The organism is Zobellia galactanivorans, assembly GCF_000973105.1.
Taxonomy (GTDB): domain Bacteria; phylum Bacteroidota; class Bacteroidia; order Flavobacteriales; family Flavobacteriaceae; genus Zobellia; species Zobellia galactanivorans.
This window is the reverse complement of record NC_015844.1, coordinates 3,969,204-3,992,608: the sequence shown is the minus strand read 5'-3', so window position 1 is coordinate 3,992,608 and position 23,405 is coordinate 3,969,204. Positions and strand designations below refer to the sequence as shown.

Genomic DNA, 23,405 nt, shown 5'->3' with positions numbered 1-23,405 from the left:
CACTTGCAATTAAGACATCAAACAACCATAAAAGTAGATTAAAGAAAGGTTCCTAAAAACTTTAAAATCACCCTTTTGAGCAAGCCGCATTCAAACTAAAAAGGAAACTTTTATTTGGAAAAGCATTAAAAGAAAAGCTACTACAAGCATTTACGCTTTTCTCTACCCCCTTATTTCCTTACACTTGAACTACCGAACTACTTTCCGAAGTTCTTTTAACAACTTCAACGATTCACTTGATACGGAACCATCTTCATACATTTCTAAATTAATGGAGAGCGGGTATCTGTTGTGTTGTGCATTTTTAACATAGCCACGAAGTTCTTCCACCGAATATTTTGATTTTTTGATGGGCGTATTAAAGTCTATATGCCCCCATCTTTCCTCTAGCGGAAAACAAGTGTGGGCCATAAGGCCTTTGTGCTTACCATCGACAAAGCTACCTTCATCTAAATTTTCAAACTGTTGTAGTCCTTCCCCCGAATAATAATCTTGATACTCGGTTACCCTAGGTAAAATCCAAGAATTATAGGTCAACACCCTTTCTTCGTTGCCCTTTCTGGCCGCTTGGCTCATTTCTTTAAACGACGCGCTCAGCACGCCTTCCTGGGTACCGTCAAAACGGGAATCGTAATAGCGTTGCCCCCCGTCAAAAAACCATCCGTTCAATTTATCACCATACCTATTGCCTACTTCCGCGATAATGTCGTTTACGTTTTTATACAATCGACTTTTATCCGCTTCATAACCTCCGGCATGGTTTAACCATTCAGGGTCTGTGGAATGATAGCAGTCATAACCATAGTGGTAATAGAAAATCAGTTTAATGTTTTTGGCATAAAGTTGGTCGGCCATTTCCCCGAGCAAATCGCGTTTTGTAGTACGGCCTTCAATCAATTTATCCAAAGAGGCTATGGGTGCAGAAATATACTGCTGTCCCCAGGTAATCGACCAAATCACATACGCCGCCCCGGTTTCCTCGACCATATCGACAAACTCTTGCACATCAAAATCGTTTATTTTTTTCTCCCAATCCTTGATGCTATCCCCTTCTTTAGGTATTGCCCTATTGGTCCATTGAAACATAAGTCCGTATCCGGCATCCTTAAACCAATCGGGGTCTTGCCTTACGGATAAAGCCTCATCCATTATTCCTTGTGCAACACTTGGCCTTGTCAGCTCCAAGGCTGAAATTTTGATCGTTTCTTTTGACTGGATCGCCAACTCGATCGTGTTACTTCCTTTTTTAAGCTGAACACTCCCTAAATCTAGCCTACTCCAGTCTTCCGACTGTACTTTTACATTTCTTTTTTCTCCGTTACACAAGAGCTCTATGGTAGCATATTTGCCCAATATTTCCGCAGTGACCGAATACACTCCCGATGTAGCTGCCCGCACTTCCCAAGACAAGGAGTGCTCCCCTACGGCAGTTGATTCTACCCATAGGAACATAAAATTCAATACCTTGGGCTGCATGTTTTTACTTTTTAATGCACTCCCTGCCGAAAGCACATTAATCGTTTCTGAATCTATAGGAATAGGAGAAAGTGTTTCATTCGTAATTTTATCTACCGTTTCCGCATAGGGATCCGGGGCCTCTTGTGCCATCAAAGTTAAATTTACCGAAAGAAGAAAAAGTAAACAGCATCCTTTTACCAGCGTTACCATAGGGAAGTCGATTTTGAAGTTCTTTTTTTTAACCATTTTTGTTGCCTTGTATTTCGGCCCTATATGCCATTGAAAGCCCTTAGAACCATAGTTCCAAGGGCCTAAATTTGCAGTTATTATTGATGCTTTTTAAATTTCAATCGGCTACAGCTTTTCAATATAGACGTAATAGGCCGGGTGCACCCTTTTGTCTTTATCGATCAACTGGGCTTCCATATCGTATTTACCGGCAGAAACCTTGGCGGTAAAGGACACTTCTTTCTGGCCCTTTTCAATTTTAGCCGTCTTTTCCAAATCGGCTACGTAGATATAGGCCTCTTCAAAATCGGACTTTGTACTTGCCGGCATAGCCCTTTCTAGTTCAACCCTTTGTTTTTCCGCTGGGAAAGTTTCGTTGATGGCCAAGCCACTTTCCCTTGGGAAACGGCACAGGCTAATTTTGTAATCGCCATCTTCTACGAATTCAATTTTCCAGTTTCCCGTGGCCTGCGAGGCGTTCGTTGCACCGTATTGATGCCACATATGTCCGAATTTACCCGTCATCATATCATGTGAGGAAATGCGGCTAGGGTTTTCTTCGGGCGAGCCCACTTTAATATAGGCATAACGTTCATTGACGTTTTCATCCATAATGGACTGCCACCATTTTTCATAACCCACGGCCAATCTTTCCGCCACTTCGGGATGCCTATCGAATACATTTGTGGTCTGGCTACGGTCTTTATTCATATCATACAGCTCGGTTCCGTTTACCAGGCGCCAGTTATCGTCCATAACGGAGTATTTTCTGTATTTTACGAGGTTCTGTAAGCGTTGGGTATCCATATATAAAATCCTATTCGGCCATTCCTCGGCTTGATCGTAGAGCAAAGGCTTTAGACTTGTACCGTCCAAGGGCTTCACCGGATTAAAATCAAAACCTAAAAGGTCTACGAACGTAGGCAATAGGTCGTAATGTGCGACCAATTTATCTATATCCTTACCTCCGGTAAGTTCTCCATTGGGCCATCGGATAAGTAATGGAACCCGGTGTCCACCTTCGTACTCACTACCCTTCCCTCCTTTTAAACCCGCGTCAAAAACCTTATTTCCTCCAGCGGTACCATTGTCCGTTGTAAAAATTAGAATGGTGTTGTCGGCAATATCCAAAGCCTCCAACTTATCTTCCAGAAGCTTGAAATTGTCATCTATATTGGTAATCATTCCGTAGAACCGTTGAAACTTCTCTGCCAGTCCGTCTACCCCTTTATACATATCCATGTACTTTTTAGGTACGTTCAAAGGCCCATGGGGAGCATTGGTAGCGATGTAGCAAAAGAAAGGCTTATCCTTGTTGGTCTCTATGAAGTCCAATGCCTCCGAAAAGAACACATCGGTACAGTAGCCCTTGTATTTTTCGGTTTTACCATTGTGCCAATAGGTATCATCAAAATAGTCGTTGTTCCAATAATCGGGGCCTTGGGTAATTCCCCCGCCCCCATGACGGACCACCTCATGAAACCCTCGGTCTTCAGGACGGTAGGGATAATTATCCCCCAAATGCCACTTACCGAACATACCATTGGTATATCCGTTTTGGGCAAAAATCTGCGGTAGTATTACTTCGTCTTCAAAAAGAATGGAACGCCCTGTAATCGTATGAAAAACATTGAGTCGATTGGTATGTCGCCCGCTCATTATGGCCCCTCTACTAGGCGCGCAGGTAGTGGATACGTGATAATTGGTAAACCGCACCGCATCTTTATAAAAGGTGTCAATATTCGGGGTTTTGATATAGGGGTTTCCATAACATCCCAAATCGCCCATACCCTGGTCATCGGTAATCACTACGATTACGTTCGGTTTTTCTTTGGCTGTACTTTGCGCCCGCATGACAAATGCCGACGCACAGACCCATACCATAAACATTGAAAGACTTTTTACGGCAAGTTTCCGATTGTTACCACATACGATCTCCTTACCGCTGGTTACCATTTTTAAATTCATTTGCATTGCTTTATATATCTAAAAATTATTTTCTATTCCTATGTACTAACAGCATAACTATTTGAAACAAGGGGACATTAATAGCCCGGATTTTGGACCAAGTTCACATTGTTACGTAGTTCATCGGTAGGAATGGGAAATAACAATTCGCGTTCCGTCAATGTTGGGCCGTAAGCAAATTGATGCCCAACAAAATCCTCAAAACTCCCTGTTGAGACATTAAACGCCTTTCTTAACCTGACCATGTCGAACCAAGTAACGTTCTCATAACTAAGCTCATGCCATTTTTCCTTCCAAACCGCTTCCCGAAACTGGTCTTTGCTAAGTCCTTCCAGATTAGGCAATTCCGCCCTGGTCCTAATTTCGTTTACGGCATTATATGCCGCCGTGGTAGGTCCTGAAACCTCGTTCGATGCCTCGGCATAAATTAGCAGCACCTCGGCATAGCGGATCAGGTCCCAATTTAGATCGCTACTGGCCGTTTCAAGATTGGCCACGATATCAAAATGCTTATAGAGAAAATGGCCTCCCAAGACTATGGTCTCATCCCTATCGAATTTAGAGGTATAGGTGGTGTAGTAAAATTCCTTTTCCGCAATCCTTTTATCGTTCTCGTCATACGAATTCACAAAATCTTGATTGGCATAAATGGCTCCCGTTTGTTCCGAGTAAGCCGAAATATTCATGTTATACGGTATGACCAAGGGTTGCCAATCGGAAGGATCTACAAAGGCCTCGTATTGAACCATAAAGATGTTCTCGCCTATATTGTTTTGCTCTGGGTCATGTAAATCGGCATAGGTAGGGAACAAGCTATATTCGGCCGAATCGATTACTTCCTTGGCCTTGTCCGCGGCTTTTTTATAGTACTCGTCTCCCTTTTGCAAGGGGTAGCCCGCCATGGTCAGGTATACACTGGACAATAATGATTTGATCGCCCCAAGGGTCACCTTTCCCGTACCATCGTTAAACGGGAGGCCCGACGCCTCTGCAGTAGTCAAATCTTCTACGATTACCGCATAAATATTCTCCACTGTTTCTTGGGAGGAATACAAGTTTTCCGAACTTAGATCGATCGGGTCGGTAATTAAAGGAACGCTACCGAAAATCCGGACGAGATTATAATAGTAATAGGCCCTTAGAAACCGGGCTTCCCCCAATATTTGATTTTTTTTGCCTTCATCCATAGCAATATCAGGAATGTTCGCAATCGCCAAGTTGGCATTGGCTATACCTTTATAGCTGCTGTCCCAGTATACCTTGCCATATGCATTATCCGAAGTATTGGTCAAGTTTCGGATGATATTGCTGTTATCGGCCTGCCCTAAATCGCTATCGGCCAAACCTGTAGCAAATTCCAACATGAGCCAAGGACTACCTCCGTAGGATCCCCCGCGTACTTCCCTCAAATTGGAATAGATAGAATACACGGCAGATTCTGCATGCTCCGCAGTCTTAAAATAACTATCAGCGGTAATATTGGAAGGGTCGGTTTCATCAAGAAAGTCGGAACACCCTACTCCCGTACCTAGCAAGAGCCCCATCAGCGCTACTTGAATTCTGTTTTTTATACTATTTTTCATGTTTGTCTATTTTTGTTTAGAAAGTTGCGTTCAATCCGATCATAAATACCCGAGGCTTTGGGTATTGATCAAAGTTTACCTCTCCTTGTCCAAAAGTGTTATCAGTGGTTTGCACTTCTGGATCATAACCTTCGTATTTTGTGCTTACAAAAAAGTTTTGTGCCGATGTGTATATCTTCAACCTGCTCAGCTTTAATTTTTCAGAAATATCCGGTGAGAAATTATAGCCCAACAACAGGTTTCTCCCCCTAATGAAAGACCCATCTTGGATCATGTGGGAGGTATCTAAATTATCATAACCGGCAGATACAGGTCTCCACTGAGCAATTTCCGTATCCTGATTTTCAGGCGTCCATGCATCCAATACCGTAGCAAGACTGTTGGCTATACCCTGTCTGTTTTCTTGTGGACGGGTAGTGATGTACATAATATCATTACCGTACTGAAACTGTAGATCGACCAACAGTTCAAAATTCTTGTAACGGAAGGTGTTGATCAAACTTCCGTAACCATCGGGAATCCCTTTTCCGATAATGGTCCTATCGGCTTGGTTGATAACCCCGTCATTATTTCTATCCTCTATTTTGACATCTCCAGGAAGCCTGAAGTATTTTGCCGCTTCTTCGGCTTCATCACTTCCCCATGTACCGAGATTGACCAGGCCAAAGAAAGAACCAACGGCCTCCCCTTCGCGAATGATGGTCCGACTAGAAAAAATATCGCTTCCACCCGAAAGCGCAACTACCTCATTTTTATTCATGGCGATGTTGAAATCGGTGTCCCATGAAAAATTATCGGTTGCGATATTCCGAGTACTCAAAGAAAATTCAATCCCCTTATTTTCCATACTCCCAATATTTCGAAATACAGAGGCATAACCACTACTGGTGGGTACAGGTGAATTCAAGAGCATATCTTCGGTCAACTTACGGTAGATATCCGCCTCAAAGGAAATTCTTCCATCAAACAGGCCAACTTCGATTCCGGCATCAACTTGGTTTGTTTTTTCCCATTTCAAATCAGGATTGGCCAAACGGTCGATACCAATACCGTTCACTACCGAGTTATTCACCACATAGGCATAGTTCCCTAAGCCAGGTAATGCTCCGTATGCAGGTATTTCTGAGTTACCGGTAACCCCATAACTTGCCCTTAATTTAAGGTTGGATATCGTTTTAGATTCTTTCAAGAAATTCTCTTCGGAAACTTTCCAGGCCAAGGCCGCTGAAGGAAAGAAGGCGTATTTATTGGTATCCCCGAATTTAGACGATCCATCTACCCGGCCCGTGACCGTCAAGAGATACTTATTTTGAAGACCATAATTGATCCGTCCGAAATAAGAATTCAGCCCATAGGCGAAAGCACTTGAAGTCGGATTGCCGACCACTGATCCCGCGCCTAAATTATCGAAGCTAAAAAAGTCATCCGAGAAATTTTCGGCTCGGGCACTAAATGCCGTGTTATTTATATGTTGCCATGATATCCCCAACAAACCGGTGATGGAATGGGTATCAGCAATTTCCTTGTTATAAGTCAGGTAATTTTCAAATTGCCATGAAGTATATTCATTAGCTGATCTTTCTGCGTAACCGTTTGTATTCGTTCCAATAAAACTTAGTTCACGGCCCGCATATTCATCGGTTTTTTGCTCTACGTTATTTACACCTATGGAAGTTCTAAAATCCAGTCCTTTTGCCAAGGTAATATTGGCGAATATGTTTCCTAATATGGTATTGGTGCGCAAGAAATTCTTGTACTCCTCTCCTACCCTAACCGGGTTCGGACCTCCTTCCATTCCTGGATAATCGGCATTACTGGCCCAGCTACCATCTGGATATTTTACCGGTACGATAGGAATATTTTCAATCATATTTCTACCGACCCATGAGGCGTGAATAATTCTTTCCTTTTGATTGTTATAACTAAGACTACCGCCAACTTTGAGCCAATCCCTAATATTGGAATCGAAGACAAATCGACCGGAATACCGTTTTAGCCAAGAATCTTTCATGATGCCTTCTTCGTCCATATAACCAAGGAAGGCACCGTAACTACCTTTCTCGGTTCCTCCCGTAAATGACAGTTGGTGGTTCTGGGTGAAGGCTGCCCGGGTTACCTCATCTTGCCAATCGGTATCGTAAAGGGGATTGCCATTGGCATCAAAAAGTTTCGGGTCGTTTCTTTTTAAGGCCGGGTCGGTATACTTACCATTGGCAAAGCCTACGGCATCGTATTTTTCCGCATTCTGATAGGCGACCTCCTCGATCATTAAAAATTCTTCCGAGTTCAGCACGTCTACTTTTCTAGAAAGGTTTCCTATACTGTAGTAACTGTCATAACTGATTTTTCCTCCAGATCGACTTCCTCTTTTGGTAGAGACCAAAATAACCCCGTTAGCCCCTCGAGAACCATAAATTGCCGTTGCCGAAGCATCTTTTAAAACTTCAATGGAAGCAATATCGTTAGGGTTAATGTAATCTATGGGAGAGCTGTTATTGCCCAATCCCGATGAGACCAATATAATACCATCAACTACGTACAAAGGATCATTGGAAAGGCTAACCGAAGAATTTCCCCTAATCCTGATATTGGATTTTCCTCCCGGCCTACCCGAGTTAATGGATACGCTCACACCTGGCATCTTACCCGATAGGGATTGGGTAAGGGAAGCAGCCGGACGCTCTTGCAATTCCGCTGACGACACAGAACCAACGGCCCCGGTCAAATCACTTTTCTTTTGGGTACCGTAGCCAATTACAACCACCTCATCAAGGCTGGCGGCGTCTTCCTCCATGGTTACATTTATAGTGCCTGAGGCCCCAACCGTAATAGATTGCGTTTTCATCCCTATATACGAAAAGACCAATACATCGCCGGAACTCGCCGTAATGGTGTAGTTTCCGTCAAAATCGGTCTGTGTTCCCGTTGTACTTCCCTCAAGCAACACATTTACTCCTGCGAGAGGTATTCCCGCATTATCCAATACAGCACCTTTAATTTGCTGTTGTACCGTTTCAAAATTCGGTCCTGAACCTATGGGAATCGTACTCGCATGTACTTCCGGCAGAAATGTCGGCATCAGGAATGCACAGAAGCAGACCTTAAGAAGCTCCTTGTGGGCTATCCGAAAAGGATAGATTTTGGTTTTCCGTTTTTTCATTTTCCTAGTAATTAAATTAGTTTGAGTAGTCGGGCCTTCAAGTTTAGATATACCGTACAAATGACGCTTCAAAGGCTACATATCGTCATAAATAAAAACCGAATAATATCATTTCAATAAAACGACATAGCCAAAACTAAGAATATGAAAATCAACACACTACCCAAAAAAATACCAGATTCAATACTTTTTTTGCAATTATAGCCCTATCCATCGTTTATATAGATGATTTTTACACCTAAACTTGCAATGCCTGTATTTCCATTAGAGCAGTCTTAAAAACCCTTGCATTTTATACTAGTTTATTCTTAAAGAGAAAGGACTCCCGTAAAAAAATGCTCCTTTTCCGGAGTACTCTTGATTCGTTCTTAATCTTCAGAAGTAAGCCTACTCCGCACTTCCGAAAAGCAAGTTGAAGGCGGGTCTATAGGCAAGGACTTTTTAAACGTTTTGAACTTTTGCATTAGTTCCTTTACTTTTTGGGGATTTTCAGCGGACATATCTTTCTGCTCCGCCCAATCGGACGTAATATCATAAAGCTCCTCCCTTCCTAATTCTTCGTTTGCCAGCAACTTCCAATTTCCCTCTTGCACCCCTGCACTTGGCCAAAAATCGGGTCGGTCATTCGGAAAACGCCAATCCCAAAAAATCGGTTTTTGCCGCTCAAAAGGTTTTCCCATAATAGCCGGGACGATACTTACCCCATCAGGCTCATAATTTTCGGGATAGGTAGTTTTTGCCAACTCCAAAAAGGTAGGCAGTAAGTCGACCGTAGCCAATTCGGTAGTTTTATCGACTACGCCGGCAGGCGTTTTACCCGGCCAACGCACTAGAAAGGGAATACGCACCCCGCCTGCGAACAAAGACCGTTTTTCCCCCTTGAGTCCTGCTGTTTCACCTACGGAATAATAGGTGCCCATACCAGGGCCCGTGGAATTGTCTTCTATAATTTTCTTTTTCCCTGTAATTTCGGGTCCGTTATCCGAAGAGAAAACGACCAAGGTATTTTCATCCAAGCCCAAGTTTTTCAAAGTTTCGAACAACTCACCGATACGGGCATCATATTCGGCGATCACAGCCGCATAAACCTGTTGCTGCTCATTTAGATGGGCAAATTGCCGCATATACTTTTCCTTAGGATAATGCGGGGTATGTGTGGCGTGGATCCAAGCGTTTACAAAAAACGGCTTCTCCTTGTTCCGTTTTACAAAATCAATCGTTTTATACAGCGTTGAGTCGGCCTGCATTTGATGCAGCTTACTCGGCAGGTTAAACGCCCCATATTCGTCATAGCCATATTCCAGTGGACTGGGCGCATCTTCAACATGGGTATTGGAAAGGTGCCATTTTCCAAAGTGGGCCGTGGCATAACCCGCTTCTTTTAGCATTTTTGGAAGCAAGGGGGCCTGGGGATTTAACCAGTCGGGCATACCTCTTTGCATATGGGATTCTACGGATGCGAAATGCCCGTGTACACTTTGGCGCGCCGGAAACTGGCCCGTCATAACCCCGACCCTACTGGGCGAACAAACCGGGTTTACCACAGAGAAATTCTGAAAATCGATGCCCTCCACAGCCATTTTATCAAGGTTGGGGGTTTTACAAAAGGTACTACCATGAACACCCAGGTCGCCGTAGCCCCAATCATCCGCAAAAACGAATATGATGTTGGGTCGGGTATCTTGTTCAACCGCTATTTCCTTCTTAGCTTCTTGTTTTCCGCCACAGGAAAAGAATATGAAGGAGCTAAAAAGCAAGAGTTGTATTCTTAGTTTCATTTTTGCGTCTTATTTATTTTTATTCGCTCTATGGTGAATTACGACTTCGTCCAATCGGGCATATTCCACCCTTCTTTTACATAGGGTTGGGGCTTACCGGGTGTAGTTCTACCCTCTTCAATGATTTTGTTAATTTTCTGGGTAAGCCTTTTTACTACGTCGGGATAATCAAAATAAAGATTTGTGGTCTCTCCTGGGTCTTTTTCCATATTGTATAATTCGTATATGGCTTCACCTTCTTTGGGTTCAATGGCTCTAGGTTCTAAAGAACCCCCGGAGCCTCGAAACATATTCAGTTTCCATTTTCCGTCGCGAATGGCAAAATGGCCCGATACCGAATGGTGGATTACCGGCCCTCTTAACGAGCTGTCATAGTCTTCCCCTTTTAGAATGGGCCATAAACTATAACTGTCCTCCCCAGCATTATCGGGAAGTTCCACTCCAAGAATATCGGCAATGGTAGCCAGGTAATCGGTCTGGCAAACGGGTACATCTGATTTTGTCCCTGCCTGTATTCCGTTGGGCCAACGCATAAGAAAAGGAACCCGATGGCCTCCTTCATAGATATCTCGTTTACCTCCTTTAAAGTTGAGGCTGCTATAGTGTCCGTATTTTTCTCGCTGATAAACGTAGTTGGTTTCCGCTCCGTTATCCGAAGAAAAAATCACTAGGGTATTGTCTTCAATTCCATTCGATTTTAATGCTTCAAGAACTTGTCCAATTCTATAATCGGTTTCTTCCATAAAATCACCGTAATTGCCACAGTTACTCCGCCCTTGAAAATCGGGATGCGTGCAATGCGGTAAATGCGGACTCGTCAATGGCAGGTATAAAAAGAACGGCTTGCCGGTTTTGGCCTCCGTTGCAGATTCGCCAATATAATCAACCGCTTTATCAGCAAATGTTTTTAAGACCAATTCATCGTTAAACGAGGGCGCCACTTCTACCCATCCCCCTGTGCCTTCTATGCGGGTGCTTCTATAGGGCGGTGTCATTCGATACCCTTTCGGATTAATACTATCGCTAAATGCCCGAGATCTTTTGTCGGCCTTCTTTTTGGTCCATAAGACAGGTGGATCCAAGACCCTATCATTCTCCAAATACGTTAAAATACCGTAATTCATAGAGGCGGGAATACCGAAGAAATAATCAAATCCCTTCTCTATTGGACCATCCGTAAAAGGCTTTGACCAATCACGGTCTTTCCCCAGGCTTCCTTCAAATTCCATTTGAAGATGCCACTTTCCTATCATGGCGGTTGTATAGCCGTTTTCTTGGAGCAGGGAAGCTATGGTCATCCTGTCATTTTCTATCAAACAAGGCCCGTCGGCCCCCAAGACTCCTTTTTTCAGGGAAGTTCGCCAGCTATAGCGCCCGGTTAAGAGCGAGTACCTAGACGGTGAGCAAACCGCATCACTGCTATGCCCATCGGTAAAAACGATGCCCTCATTGGCCAATTTATCCATATTGGGCGTATTGAATTTAGCATTGGGGTTAAGGGCACTTACATCCCCATACCCTTGGTCATCGGTATAAATTATGACGATATTGGGTTTTTGGATGTTTTGTGCCCCCGCGATCATTGAAAACAACAACAATAAAATTCCGAAGGTTTTGTGTTTTGATATATTCATTATCGACCGTTTCATGAGTTTTTTGATTCTTCCTTTATAACCCTCTGTCCATTTTAAATATAGGGTATGAAGAGGGTACAATCGAGTCTTACTCTATACTTCCTTCCGGTGTCAATCGTATTTCTTTTAGACTTGCGTTCTTCCTTTTCCCATCTACCAAAGAAACCGTTATGGTATGCTTTCCGGCCTTGTCAAACTTTATGAGTCCCATTTCGTAGTAATTATATACCGCCGAAGAATTCTGCTGGTTCTGGACGACCACTCCCTCGTCTGAAGTAATGTTCCAAACCAAGCGGCCTTCACCTGCATAATTCAGTTCGGTTTGATAATAGCCTGGGTCTTTCACCTCTATCTCCCAAGTCACTTTACTTCCTTCCTTCCAATCTTGGGCCTGTTCGATATGCTTCCATTCCCCAAATTTCTCCATCCATCTTTTCTCGGAAATGGCACATCCCTCCGCTTTAGCAAAGTCAACCGGGAGCACCGTGGAGAAAACAGGATCTAGGGCATTGGAAACGGCCACTTCGGGGCTTCCCTCTATTTCTAGCGCTATAACCGATATTAATTTTTCGCTTCGTCGTGCCGGTAGAGAAATGGCCAGCCAACCATCATGAATTTCGGTTTCCAGTTTTTGACCTTTCCCATCCACCCATAGATCGGCAGACTTGACCGTATTCTTTAACCCCGGAAGCCATAATTTGCCATCTAAGGGCCATTGGTAAACACAAAGGTTCAATTTGCCATCTTCCGCTACGGTTACATCGCCCCATGGCAGGGCATGGCCCCATGGCGAAGCCCCTGTTTTATAGACCACCTGGGGATATTTTCCTATCCATTCCCCCGAAGCCCTAAGCGACTCTTGGGCCTCTACTGGAATTGTTCCGTCCGGTGCCGGCCCTACGTTTAACATGTAAGTCCCACCACGGGCCACGGTAGAAATGATGCTCTTTAAAATCCGCTTTGGACTTTTCCAATTTTGGTCGTACCAAGCATAGCCCCAAGAATCGTTGGTAACGTCTACGGTTTCCCAAAGTCCGCCAATATTTTTTCTGGGGATGTTCATATCGCCCAAAGACTTATAATCGCCCAAACCATGGCCTGCCCGTCCTGAAATCATGGCATTGGGTTGGTGCTTGCGCACGACCTCTACCAATTCTTCCACATATTTTTTCTCCATATTGCCGGGCGTATCGAACCAGACCATGGCGATATCGCCATATTGGGTTACGATTTCCTTGACCTGTGGAAGGCATTTTTTCTTGAAGTAGTAATCGAACCCGACCTCTTTACCTTTTTCGTTCACCTTGGGTCCCCCATTGCCTCCGGGAAAGGTCCAATCTTGATTGTGCGAATAGTAAAAGCCAAAACCCAGCCCCAGTTCCTCGCAGGCCTTTGACAGTTCCTTCATGGGATCTCTGGCAAAAGGCGTGGCCTTTACGATATTGAAGTCGTTGCTTTTTGAATTGTACATGGCAAAACCGTCGTGGTGTTTGCTGGTTACCACGATATATTTCATTCCCGCATCCTTGGCGAGCCGGGCAATGGCCATGGCGTCAAAATTTACCGGATCAAAGCTTTTTGCCTCGGCCATATACTCGTCTACCGGAATATTGGCGCGTCTGGGGTTCATTATCCATTCACTAATACCATAGTAGGTGCTGTCTTTCCACGTATTCGCAATCTTCGAATAGATGCCCCAGTGGATGAACATGGCATAATTACCGTCATCAAATAAGCGCGTTCGAGATTCAGGGGCGTTTGCTCCCAATGAATTTTGATGCCCCCACATCTCGTCCATATTCTTTTCCTTTTTTTGCCCGAACAAGGAACCACTTTGTAAAAGGAAGGTGACCAGGAGTATCGATATTACATTTACGCTGTTCTTCTTAAGTTTCATGATCTCGACTTTAATTTGAATTCGACTAATTATGGCATCTATTATGGACGATTACTATCGACTTTCCATATAGGCAAGCTATACGTTCTGACTTCTGAATTGATGGTGTTCCTTATGAGTAAGCGCTTCGTCAGGAAGCTTGCTCAAATTGTTTTATTGGCATCGGGAACTCAAGATGAATACACGGTCAAAAAGCAAAAGCCTCACTAAAGAACACCTTACGACCAGATTGGAACTATACCCATCGACCCACCCGATTTTTTTAGATTTTGAAATAGAATATATTTATCATCCTTCCTAATCGCAACAATAGGCTTAGTGCTTGATTTCGAGTAAAATCTAAGATAAATGGCTTACGACTAAGAAATACACAATTAAACCCTTAAACTATCAGAATAACCCAAACAATCAGAATAATTTTTATCAATATTTCAACACGGTTAAAACTAATCATCTAGGCCGTGGTCGACTACCAAAAAAAATACCAGATTCAATACTTTTTTTGCCCAAAAAGACCAATTCTAGTCGTTAGAGGAGTGATATTTCAAATACGCGGAAGGTGCTAGGCCATGAATAACCTTAAACTGTCTATTAAAGTTGGAGATATTATTAAACCCGGATAAGTAGGCAATGGAGGTGATGCTCTCTTTATTTTCCAAAAGCAACCTACAAGCATAGCCTACCTTTATTTCATTCAGATATCGGGTAAAAGGCTTTTTATGGGCCTTCATAAAGAACCTACTAAAAGCCGATTTGTTCATACCTATCATTTCGGCTACATCACTGGCACTGATCCCATCATTGAAATTCTCGAATACATAGGCATATATTTTGTCCATACGTGAATCATCGGCCTTTTGAAAAGCATTTACAAAACTGGCACTCGACAGCAACTGATAGTTATCGTGCTTAGACAGATGGGATAGTACTTCAATGATCTTATATACACGAGTGGTGGGGTCTAAGTCGATAAGTCGCATAATTTTAGCTATAAGGTCTTCATGCAGTCCGTTAAACTTAACACCCCTATCCGCCCGGGCCAGAAGGGCCGATATCTGTTTCATTTCGGGAATATCGAAAAACCCCTTTCCCAAAAAATCCCTTGTGAAGTGAATGGCCAATGCTTCGGCCTCTAAGGCGCTATCGGGCTGAAAATAAACCTCATCGTTCAACCACATATGCGGAACGTTCTTGCCAATGAGCACTACCTCTCCTTCTTGAAATTTTTCGATACTGTCGCCAATAAACCGTGTACCCGAGCTTTTTAGAATTACGACCAGTTCAAGCTCAGGATGATAATGCCAAACCCTCAAGAAATTAGGGTACAGATTATGATTGACCGAAAATGACCGGTCCGATACAGATGCCCTATTTAATAAATGAAGTTTCATCTACCACTATTGAATTAAAAAGTCACTCTTTTTTCCATTTTATCCTAAACGCCGATGCCTCCCGGAAACACAAAAGTTTATGATGCGCATTACTTGGTACCCTAGTAAACGAAAAAAAATAGGCTAAGAAAATGCTACTTTTTGAACCAATTATATACTTTTTACAGTTTTGAAGGAAATCCTTTTGGCAAGGGAGGTACATTTAAAACCTCCTTTTCGTCCGGAGCCCGGTTAGATGTTGTTTGTTTATCGCCATACCAATACATCCCGACACCATAGCCCATTTCACAATCCGTCCAACTCCAGACTTCCATATCTAATTTCAATGAAGTCTCAAAAGGCATAATATCAAGAGCACGGGTCCTAGTTTCGGTACTATAGCCCAAAGTGTTTTTTTCCTTGGTTTTTTTTCGGTTCAACTTATTGTACACATAACTTCGGGGTTGTGCATGAAAGGGGTGCTCATAAAAATCGGTGCTTCTTCCTCCCCAGGAATAGGCGTAATAATCTTCGGTTCCCGTTCCAAAAATGGACGGAAAATCCTCTCCATCGACCCATATTTTTTCATCGCCTTCGCCCCACCATCTTTCAACAGGGTTCATTACCGTTAGCGCATCCCCCACATATACACCACGGCCTTTAAGCGTAACGTAGTTCCAGTCGGAAAACGGACGGGTCGGTACGGGATATTGCCCTCGCCACGCCGCGTTGAAATACATACTTTGGTCATCCCATTCCCATGTGCCAACGGTGGCTTTTAAAACCAGGTCTATAGGGACATCCCCAAAATTAACCACGGATATTTTTCCTGATTTTTGATAAGGCATAACCCATCTGCAAGTCATTGTACCATCTTCACTTACCGTTCTATACCAGCCCTGAAAAGGGTTTAACCCTATACCACTTCCAAAAAAATCCCCTATGGGAGACCAAACCGTCTGTTCTCCATCAAACTCTATTTTTAAGACCACAGAGCGCATTACTTCCGGGTTTTTATAATCCTTTAATTTTACACTAAGCACCCTGATCGCGGCATTCCCTATGGGGAGTTTTACCGATTTCCCTTCTTTAGAACCTAGTTTCGATTTTAATACCACCTGTTTTCCTTTATGATGGTTTTCAGGATCCAACAATAATTTACCTACCTTTTGAGCTGTGGGCATGGCCTTATCAAAACCTGCCTTTGTAAAAGTCTCTACCTGTGTGCCTTCACGGTAGGCCCTATAGGTAAACTGGTAAAAGAACGGTCTTGAATCTGTAGTGATTTTGCAACCTTTCGCAAATGGAATCGGAAAAAAAGATACTGCCGACCGTAAGGATTGATGGGCCAAGGGATATGGAATTAGTCCGGTTCCATCAAGCAAACCCAACATATTCCCTTGTAAAACAGGCTCAGGGTTTCCATCTAAATATATTTTGATCTGTATATCCGTATCAGGTTTATCCGGACTCAAAAAGGGCATCCAGGTACGCACAATGGCCCCGGGTCCTTCATAATCCATCAACACCCATTCCTTTTTCCCGTTTTTCTCTTCTATTCTAATAAAATTGTGATCTTTTTCACTGCTGTTAAAATCCTTGTTCGTGAACCAACCTACAGAATCCGCAGGAGTTTTAGAGGCCCTGTTATAGCTGCTTTCCTGTTCTAACCTAAAATTGGTTTTTGGAAAGCGGGCTATAGCATCTCGATCGACCATATCATTCAATAAAGATGCAATGGAAACTTTATCTTCGGTTTGGGCAAAGGCCGTAAATACCGATACCGTAAACACTAGGCTCAGGATCGCTTGAGTTGATTTCATATTTTTTAAAACTGCCGTTACCATTTTTCTAAAAGTGGGTTACTTGGTCTTGCCGGGTTGGTCCCATAATCGATACGGGTCTTCGTGGGCTTCCATTTCCGCCAGCAACAAGGCTTCCATTTCCGCCAGCTTATCGGCATATTTAGGATTATCCGCCAAATTGGTCAGCATTTCGCCTTCCTTTTGGTGTTCTTTTAAATACTCATTCGGATTTTCGGCTAGGTTAAACAGTTGTGTTTCCCGTACCGCTCCGTCCATTACATCGTACTTGATCAGTTTCCAATCATCTTTCTTTACGGTACGCATACCGGGTTTTGTTCCTCCGCAGTATACACCGTACAACACATCCCTAACCGTTTCTTTTTCACCTTGTAAAACAGGCTTAAAGCTTCTTCCTTCTACGGTTTCAGGAATTTCAATTCCCGCCAGGTCACATAAGGTAGGTAAAACATCCAACAAATAGACATTCCCCTTCGTACGCTTACCCGATGGGAGTCCGGGCCCTTTTATGATCATAGGTACCCGCCATGTATGTTCGTATAGGTTTTGCTTGCCCATAAGTCCGTGTCTTCCTATAGACATTCCATGATCCGAAGTATAAACAATATAGGTATTGTCCAATTCGCCCATGGCTTCCAACTTTTTGAGGACCTTGCCCAGCTGGATATCGATATTTTCGGAACAGGCATATTCCCTGCCCAATTCATTTCTAACGGTCTGCTCGTCCCTATTCTTCCAAACCCCACTTACGCGTTCTTCATCACGAAGTTCCGGATGTCCGTGGAAAAAAGGATGTGCTTCCAAATAATTGTCCTGAAGCGGCGGTTGCTTATCATTCGCGGGAGGAAGACTATTCTTATCGGTATGGTTGACCGCCCCGTACTTTGCCAACAACTCTGGCGTACCATCTCGGGTATCATGTGGATGGGAAAATCCAAAATAAATGAAAAAGGGATCTTCCTCCTTCGTTTTCTCCCGATCCCCCAAATACTCTAAAACCTGTTTGGAGTGCCAAGCGCTTCCGGTTTCTTCCGTGCCCCCTCTTTTTGTGGCATCATGCACTACCGTAAATTGTTTATTGGCCCCAGGATATGAATTTCCTTTTTTACAGGTTCTCATAGTGTTATAGCCGGCCCTATTGAATATAGCCCCTATGGTCTGTTCGTCCAATTCATGAGGAGCCGTATTTTTTTGAAATTCCGCACTAGGTGGCAAATGCCAAAGGGTACGTCCCGTCATTATCATATGTCTGGAGGGTGTGCATACCGCACCGTTCATCGAGCCCATGTGGTGGGCGGTTTCTATAACCGTACCCTCCGATGCCAATTTTGAAATAACAGGGGTTTCCAATATGGACTTTGGATCGTACACCTGTAAGTCATAAGGCGATTGGTCATCCACCAAAACAAAAAGAAAGTTCGGTCGTTTTTTAATTTCCGTTTTTTTCTCCTCGCTTTTGCAGGATGCTAAAACCATCATCACTGAAAAAGCCCATAAGAACCCCCTGTTATAAATTTTCATCTTGTACTCTATTTAAAAAATATTGTTCCTCTATTATCTACCCATCCAGCCACCGTCAACCAACATTACGGTGCCCGTCATATAATTTGAAGCTTCCGAGGCCAAGAAAACGATCGGCCCTTTGAAATCTTCCGGTTCGCCCCATCTTCCGGCTGGTATCCGTTGTAAAATAGAGGCACTTCTATCGGCATCTTTACGTAAGGCTTCTGTATTGTCCGTAGAAATATATCCTGGAGCAATGGCATTTACCTGTACCCCTTTGGAGGCCCATTCGTTCGACAAGGCCATGGTCAATTGGCCAATAGCCCCTTTTGAAGCGGCGTATCCCGGTACGGTAATTCCTCCTTGGAAAGTCAATAAAGAAGCTGTGAAGATGATCTTCCCGCTTCCTCTCTTGACCATTTCCTTGCCTATTTCCCTAGACAGGATAAACTGGGCATTTTGGTTCACTTCAATGACCTTGTCCCAATACTCATCTGTATGCTCGGCAGCCGGCTGTCTTAAAATGGTACCCGCATTGTTTACCAAGATATCTATCGTAGGATTTTCATTTTTTACCTTTTCGATAAAAGTGTACAAAGATTTTCGATCGCTAAAATCACATTGGTAGGCCTTAAAGCTTTTATTCAATTCGGTGATCCGCTTCTCTATTTTCGAACCCGAAAGTTCTAAGGTGGCGGAAACGCCAATGATGTCCGCACCTGCTTCGGCCAAGGCCTCGGCCATGGCAAAACCGATACCGCGTTTGCAACCCGTTACTAAAGCCGTTTTTCCTTTTAAATCGAACTTATTCAATATCATATCCCTTCTTACTAGTATTTATTAAAATCTTAAAGTACGCTCTGTAGCGGTTCGCCGTCCATATCGGTAAAAGCCTTGTTCTCACCGGCCATTCCCCAGATAAACCTGTAGTTACTGGTACCTGAACCCGAGTGAATCGACCATGGCGGGGATACTACGGCCTCATAGTTTTTCATGGCAATGTGCCGCGTTTCTTGAGGCTGTCCCATATAGTGCATAACAATATTGTCTCCTGGAATATCAAAATAAAAATAGACTTCCATCCTACGCTCATGGGTGTGCGGTGGAAAGGTATTCCAAACGCTACCTTTTTTCAGTTCGGTATACCCCATGACCAACTGGCAACTTTGAATGCCGTCTTCGTGAATGTACTGGTACAAGGTTCTCTCGTTACTGGTTTCCACAGCGCCCAACTCTACAATATTGGCATCGGATTGCGTCGCTTTTTTAGTGGGGTATTCCTTATGCGCCGGAGCGGAATTCAAATAGAATTTTGCAGCGTCGGAACCATCCGCACTGGCAAAAGTAACTTCTTTAGAGCCTTTGCCTACGTATAGGGCTTCGAGGTTTGCAAGTTCAAATACTTCACCATCTACGGTTACGGTACCCTTGCCCCCAACATTGATTATTCCCAATTCCCTTCGCTCTAAGAAATAATCGGCTTTCAACTCGTCGTAAGTTGGCAATGAAAGGCCTTTTGATTTTGGAAAAGCGGTGCCATAGATAAAACGATCATAATGTGTATAGATCATTTTTATGGCGTCTTCGCCCATAAGGTCAGAGCTATGAAACTCTTTCCGTATTCTCTGTGTGTCGTATAATTTGGCATCATCGGGATGCACAGCGTACTTAACTTCCATGTTATAATTTTAGATTTAATTATTTTGTTATCATTTTTTGAAGTTCTTCCAAGGTTTTTCCTTTGGTTTCAGGCATCATAAAGATGACGAACAGCAACTGCAGTACCATCATTCCGCTGAAAAAGAAGAAGACTAGACCCGGGTTGGATAAACCGCCCATGGCTATGGGCATAAAAAGCGTGATCAATGCGGCCAATACCCAATGGGTGGAGCTACCGAAGGACTGGCCTTGCGCCCTTAAATTGGTAGGGAATATCTCTGAGATAAAGACCCAGATGACCGCACCTTGACCAATGGCATGTGATGCTATGAACAGGAATAGGAAAATAGGAACCATTAGGCCCTCCCACTCAAGAATAAAGGCCAAGCCTACCATGGTCAGTGAAATAATATATCCTACCGAACCAATGTACATGAGCACCTTACGTCCCACTTTATCGATCAAGTAAAGCCCTAATAGGGTAAACACCAAATTGGTAACACCGATACCTACACTACTCAGCAGGGCCGTATTTTCCCCTAGGCCGGCAGAACTGAAAATTCGTGGGGCATAGTAGAGAAAGGCATTGATTCCCGACAATTGATTGAAGAAAGCAATCAAAAAGGCCAACATTAGGGGAAACTTGTATTTTTTGACAAACAAGGCCGATTTCTCGGTCTGTTCCTCTTCCAATTGAGCGATGACCAACTCGTCCAATTCGGTTCCGGTGAGTTCCAATTGAATTCTTTTGGCCCCTTCCAAATCGTTTTTTTTCTCTAACAACCATCGTGGACTTTTAGGTACGCCTACCATGGCCACCGTATAGACCAATGCAGGGAGGGCCTCTATACCGATCATCCAACGCCAAGGTTCCGAACCGAAATCCTTCAACAGGTAGTTGGAGACAAAAGCAATTAAAATACCGAAGACGATATTGAACTGGTACAAGGCCACCAATCTACCACGACTTTTGGCCGGTGCAATTTCAGATACATAGGTCGGTGCGGCAACGGTCGATGCCCCTACCCCTAGCCCCCCGAGAAAACGGAAGAAGGAAAACAAATAAGGATCATCTGCGAGACCCGAACCCAAGGCCGATACAAAGTATAATACCCCTATCCATAAAAGGGTATTCTTTCTCCCTATTTTATCACAAGGGATAGATGCAAAAATAGCCCCCAATACGGTACCCCATAAGGCCATTGACATGATGAAGGTTCCGTGAAAGAGGTCCGAGGTTCCCCACAAAGCTTGCAATTGTTGGTCGGCGCCAGAAATCACCACGGTGTCGAAGCCGAATAAAAATCCAGCCAAAGCGACTACAAATGAAGTAAATAATAGTTTGGTTTTCATTGGGTTTATTTAGGTTGTTCAATGGATAGGGATAGTGGACTTGCCATTATCTGCACTTGTTTTTTTAAGAGGTCCTCCCAATCTTCCACAGAAGCTACCTGTCCGCTTTTTTCCCATGCAAAACCAGCATAGTAGCTCAATTCCTCTTGAGGTTCGGTAATGATCAACAGATTACTTTGATCTGTGACTTCGGACTTGTGGAGTATCGCATTTTTGACTATTTCAGGAGCTATAACGACCCCTTCGCCCACTTTTGAACCATCGATGGTTTCCCAATGACGGAACCAGCCTTCTTCCTTATATATCGCCCCTTCACCCTCGTTTTTGTGCAAGGTGATCCCTATGGTATAATTGGGCACTTCCCTTTCGGAAGAAAGACGTATATCGAACTTGGAAAAATTGGAGCCCAAATCGAGGGTTATCCTTTTTGTCTCTTTTACTCCGTATGCACTCCACGGGGCGTAATCCAATTCAAATACCGTACGCAAAGGACCTGCCGCCAATGTTCTTGAAGCCGTAAAATTATTGGAAACAAGAAGGCTGTCGTTTTCCCAGATACCGATACCCCCGGTACCCCGGCTAGCGCCTACGTGATAAGGGTCATAGCCTTCGCCATGGTCTATATGGTAGTAGCCCGGTTCGGTCAAATGGGCCTTGTACCACTTGTTGATTATTGACTTATCGGTTCGTTTTAACCATAGGTCGATACCGCTTGAAAGGGTGCTGCCGGGTACGCCTTCCAAAGCCTCTTTTTCGCCCGTAGGCCCGTAGGTCCTAAAGGCCACTTTGTCGTTCTCCCATGTATAGTCGTCGGTTCTTTCTGGTACGAGACGGGAATAGGCTATGACATCGCTTTCGGGTACCGTTTTAGTGCTATCTACTAGAATGATGAATTCCGAACTCCCGTTGGCCGGAACTTCGGCCTGAAAAAGTAGTTCGTCGTTCGCGCCGTCTTGGTCATAATCGATCCATTGGGTGCGGAGGTATTCTTCATTGCCTACTTTCTTTACTCGGATATCACCTTCCTTATTATTATTTAATAGTGCGCCCAAGTCGTTAATGTCTGCGCCCACAACTTCATTTCTGGAAAAGTTAAGGTCATTTTTAACCATAACCGAAATCGTTTCGGTCTTAGGCGTAGGTTCGCAAGATACCATCAAACAAACAATTGTTAGATAGGTAAAGTTTAAAGGATGGGTTAGATTTATTTTCATTGTTCTATTTTTTTATTTTCTAAACTGAAGACCTTAAAATTATCTATGGTCATATGATTGTTAACCGTTCTAAGTCCAAAATGCCCCGAGGTATAAGGCTTAGGGTCATAGAAATCAATAATCCGTTTCCCGTCTCGGTAATATTGAATAATTCCGTTATAGGCAACAATCTTGATCTGGGTAAGCTTGTTGGGTTTTATCAGGTATTTCTTTTCCGACAAATCATGTTCCGGTAGCAAGGGACGCTCCCCGTTTCCTGTATATCTCCGAAAACGAGTTTTTGAATTATCGTGTCCACCAACACCCATGTAATACAAGCGGAGGCTATCGTAATTAGAGAACTTTCCGCCCCTATTTTCTGAATTGGCAAAAAGGTCTTCAGGATTGTCCATATCCTTTGCCATCCAAAAACAGTTTAAATCGGATACGCGGTCTTGCGGGCCGCCTTCATCGATAACATAGGCATCATAGGTAATCATAATCGGACCTTCGAGCTTCTTGGTGAGCCAAACGGTACATCCGGAAACATCGGTGATTTCCATTTTTTCGTTTTTTTGCTCGACCCTTCCTTTCGGCATCTGCTCCACTTGCCAGTTTCCCAGCCCTAGTTGAAAAGAATCCAAAAAAATCAAACTGGCGTTTGCGCTTAGTGTATCATTGATCACAACGCGCTCATCTTGGCCCATGGCCTTAATCGAAATTGACAAAACCAATAATAAGGTCAATTGTATTTTCTTCGTTATTCTTCTACTCATATACTTTTGTATCTTCTTCATA

At 43.6% G+C, this 23,405-nt stretch carries 15 protein-coding genes; all 15 read right to left on the bottom strand.

The window, feature by feature from the left end:
* Positions 1 to 189 precede the first annotated feature (189 nt).
* The 15 genes from ZOBGAL_RS16305 to ZOBGAL_RS16235 all read right to left on the bottom strand — a co-directional run bounded on the left by ZOBGAL_RS16305 (position 190) and on the right by ZOBGAL_RS16235 (position 23,383).
* Positions 190 to 1,608 (bottom strand): alpha-L-fucosidase, encoded by a 1,419-nt coding sequence (locus ZOBGAL_RS16305; protein ID WP_158499743.1) that lies wholly within the window; start codon positions 1,606 to 1,608, stop codon positions 190 to 192.
* A gap of 204 nt (positions 1,609 to 1,812) precedes the next feature.
* On the bottom strand, positions 1,813 to 3,654 hold the full coding sequence (locus ZOBGAL_RS16300; RefSeq protein WP_197541276.1) for an arylsulfatase: 1,842 nt from the start codon (positions 3,652 to 3,654) through the stop codon (positions 1,813 to 1,815).
* Between the two features lie 77 nt (positions 3,655 to 3,731).
* Positions 3,732 to 5,237, bottom strand: a complete 1,506-nt coding sequence (locus ZOBGAL_RS16295) for a RagB/SusD family nutrient uptake outer membrane protein (RefSeq protein ID WP_013994796.1) — start codon at positions 5,235 to 5,237, stop codon at positions 3,732 to 3,734.
* Positions 5,238 to 5,253: 16 nt separating this feature from the next.
* Positions 5,254 to 8,397: a SusC/RagA family TonB-linked outer membrane protein gene (locus tag ZOBGAL_RS16290; protein ID WP_013994795.1), complete on the bottom strand. Its 3,144-nt coding sequence runs from the start codon at positions 8,395 to 8,397 to the stop codon at positions 5,254 to 5,256.
* A gap of 368 nt (positions 8,398 to 8,765) precedes the next feature.
* Positions 8,766 to 10,175: a sulfatase-like hydrolase/transferase gene (locus tag ZOBGAL_RS16285; RefSeq protein WP_013994794.1), complete on the bottom strand. Its 1,410-nt coding sequence runs from the start codon at positions 10,173 to 10,175 to the stop codon at positions 8,766 to 8,768.
* Between the two features lie 38 nt (positions 10,176 to 10,213).
* The gene (locus ZOBGAL_RS16280; RefSeq protein WP_046288006.1) at positions 10,214 to 11,809 is read right to left on the bottom strand and encodes a sulfatase family protein; all 1,596 of its coding nucleotides are present in this window, start codon (positions 11,807 to 11,809) and stop codon (positions 10,214 to 10,216) included.
* 88 nt (positions 11,810 to 11,897) lie between these two features.
* Entirely contained in the window at positions 11,898 to 13,706 is a 1,809-nt protein-coding gene (locus ZOBGAL_RS16275; protein ID WP_013994792.1) for an alpha-L-fucosidase, read from the bottom strand.
* Between the two features lie 521 nt (positions 13,707 to 14,227).
* A complete protein-coding gene (locus ZOBGAL_RS16270) occupies positions 14,228 to 15,097 on the bottom strand; it encodes an AraC family transcriptional regulator (RefSeq protein WP_013994791.1) in 870 nt (289 codons plus the stop codon).
* A 161-nt stretch (positions 15,098 to 15,258) separates the two neighbouring features.
* The gene (locus ZOBGAL_RS16265; protein WP_046288005.1) at positions 15,259 to 16,899 is read right to left on the bottom strand and encodes a glycoside hydrolase family 172 protein; all 1,641 of its coding nucleotides are present in this window, start codon (positions 16,897 to 16,899) and stop codon (positions 15,259 to 15,261) included.
* A 39-nt stretch (positions 16,900 to 16,938) separates the two neighbouring features.
* Complete coding sequence (locus tag ZOBGAL_RS16260; RefSeq protein WP_013994789.1) at positions 16,939 to 18,420, bottom strand: sulfatase-like hydrolase/transferase; 1,482 nt, start codon at positions 18,418 to 18,420, stop codon at positions 16,939 to 16,941.
* Between the two features lie 33 nt (positions 18,421 to 18,453).
* Entirely contained in the window at positions 18,454 to 19,218 is a 765-nt protein-coding gene (locus tag ZOBGAL_RS16255; protein WP_173427292.1) for an SDR family NAD(P)-dependent oxidoreductase, read from the bottom strand.
* A 32-nt stretch (positions 19,219 to 19,250) separates the two neighbouring features.
* Entirely contained in the window at positions 19,251 to 20,081 is an 831-nt protein-coding gene (kduI, locus tag ZOBGAL_RS16250) for a 5-dehydro-4-deoxy-D-glucuronate isomerase (RefSeq protein WP_013994787.1), read from the bottom strand.
* Positions 20,082 to 20,100: 19 nt separating this feature from the next.
* Positions 20,101 to 21,414: a sugar porter family MFS transporter gene (locus tag ZOBGAL_RS16245; protein WP_013994786.1), complete on the bottom strand. Its 1,314-nt coding sequence runs from the start codon at positions 21,412 to 21,414 to the stop codon at positions 20,101 to 20,103.
* Positions 21,415 to 21,419: 5 nt separating this feature from the next.
* The gene (locus ZOBGAL_RS16240; RefSeq protein WP_013994785.1) at positions 21,420 to 22,628 is read right to left on the bottom strand and encodes a DUF4861 domain-containing protein; all 1,209 of its coding nucleotides are present in this window, start codon (positions 22,626 to 22,628) and stop codon (positions 21,420 to 21,422) included.
* Entirely contained in the window at positions 22,625 to 23,383 is a 759-nt protein-coding gene (locus ZOBGAL_RS16235) for a DUF6250 domain-containing protein (RefSeq protein ID WP_158499742.1), read from the bottom strand. Before ZOBGAL_RS16235 ends, ZOBGAL_RS16240 begins: the two co-directional genes overlap by 4 nt.
* Positions 23,384 to 23,405 lie beyond the last annotated feature (22 nt).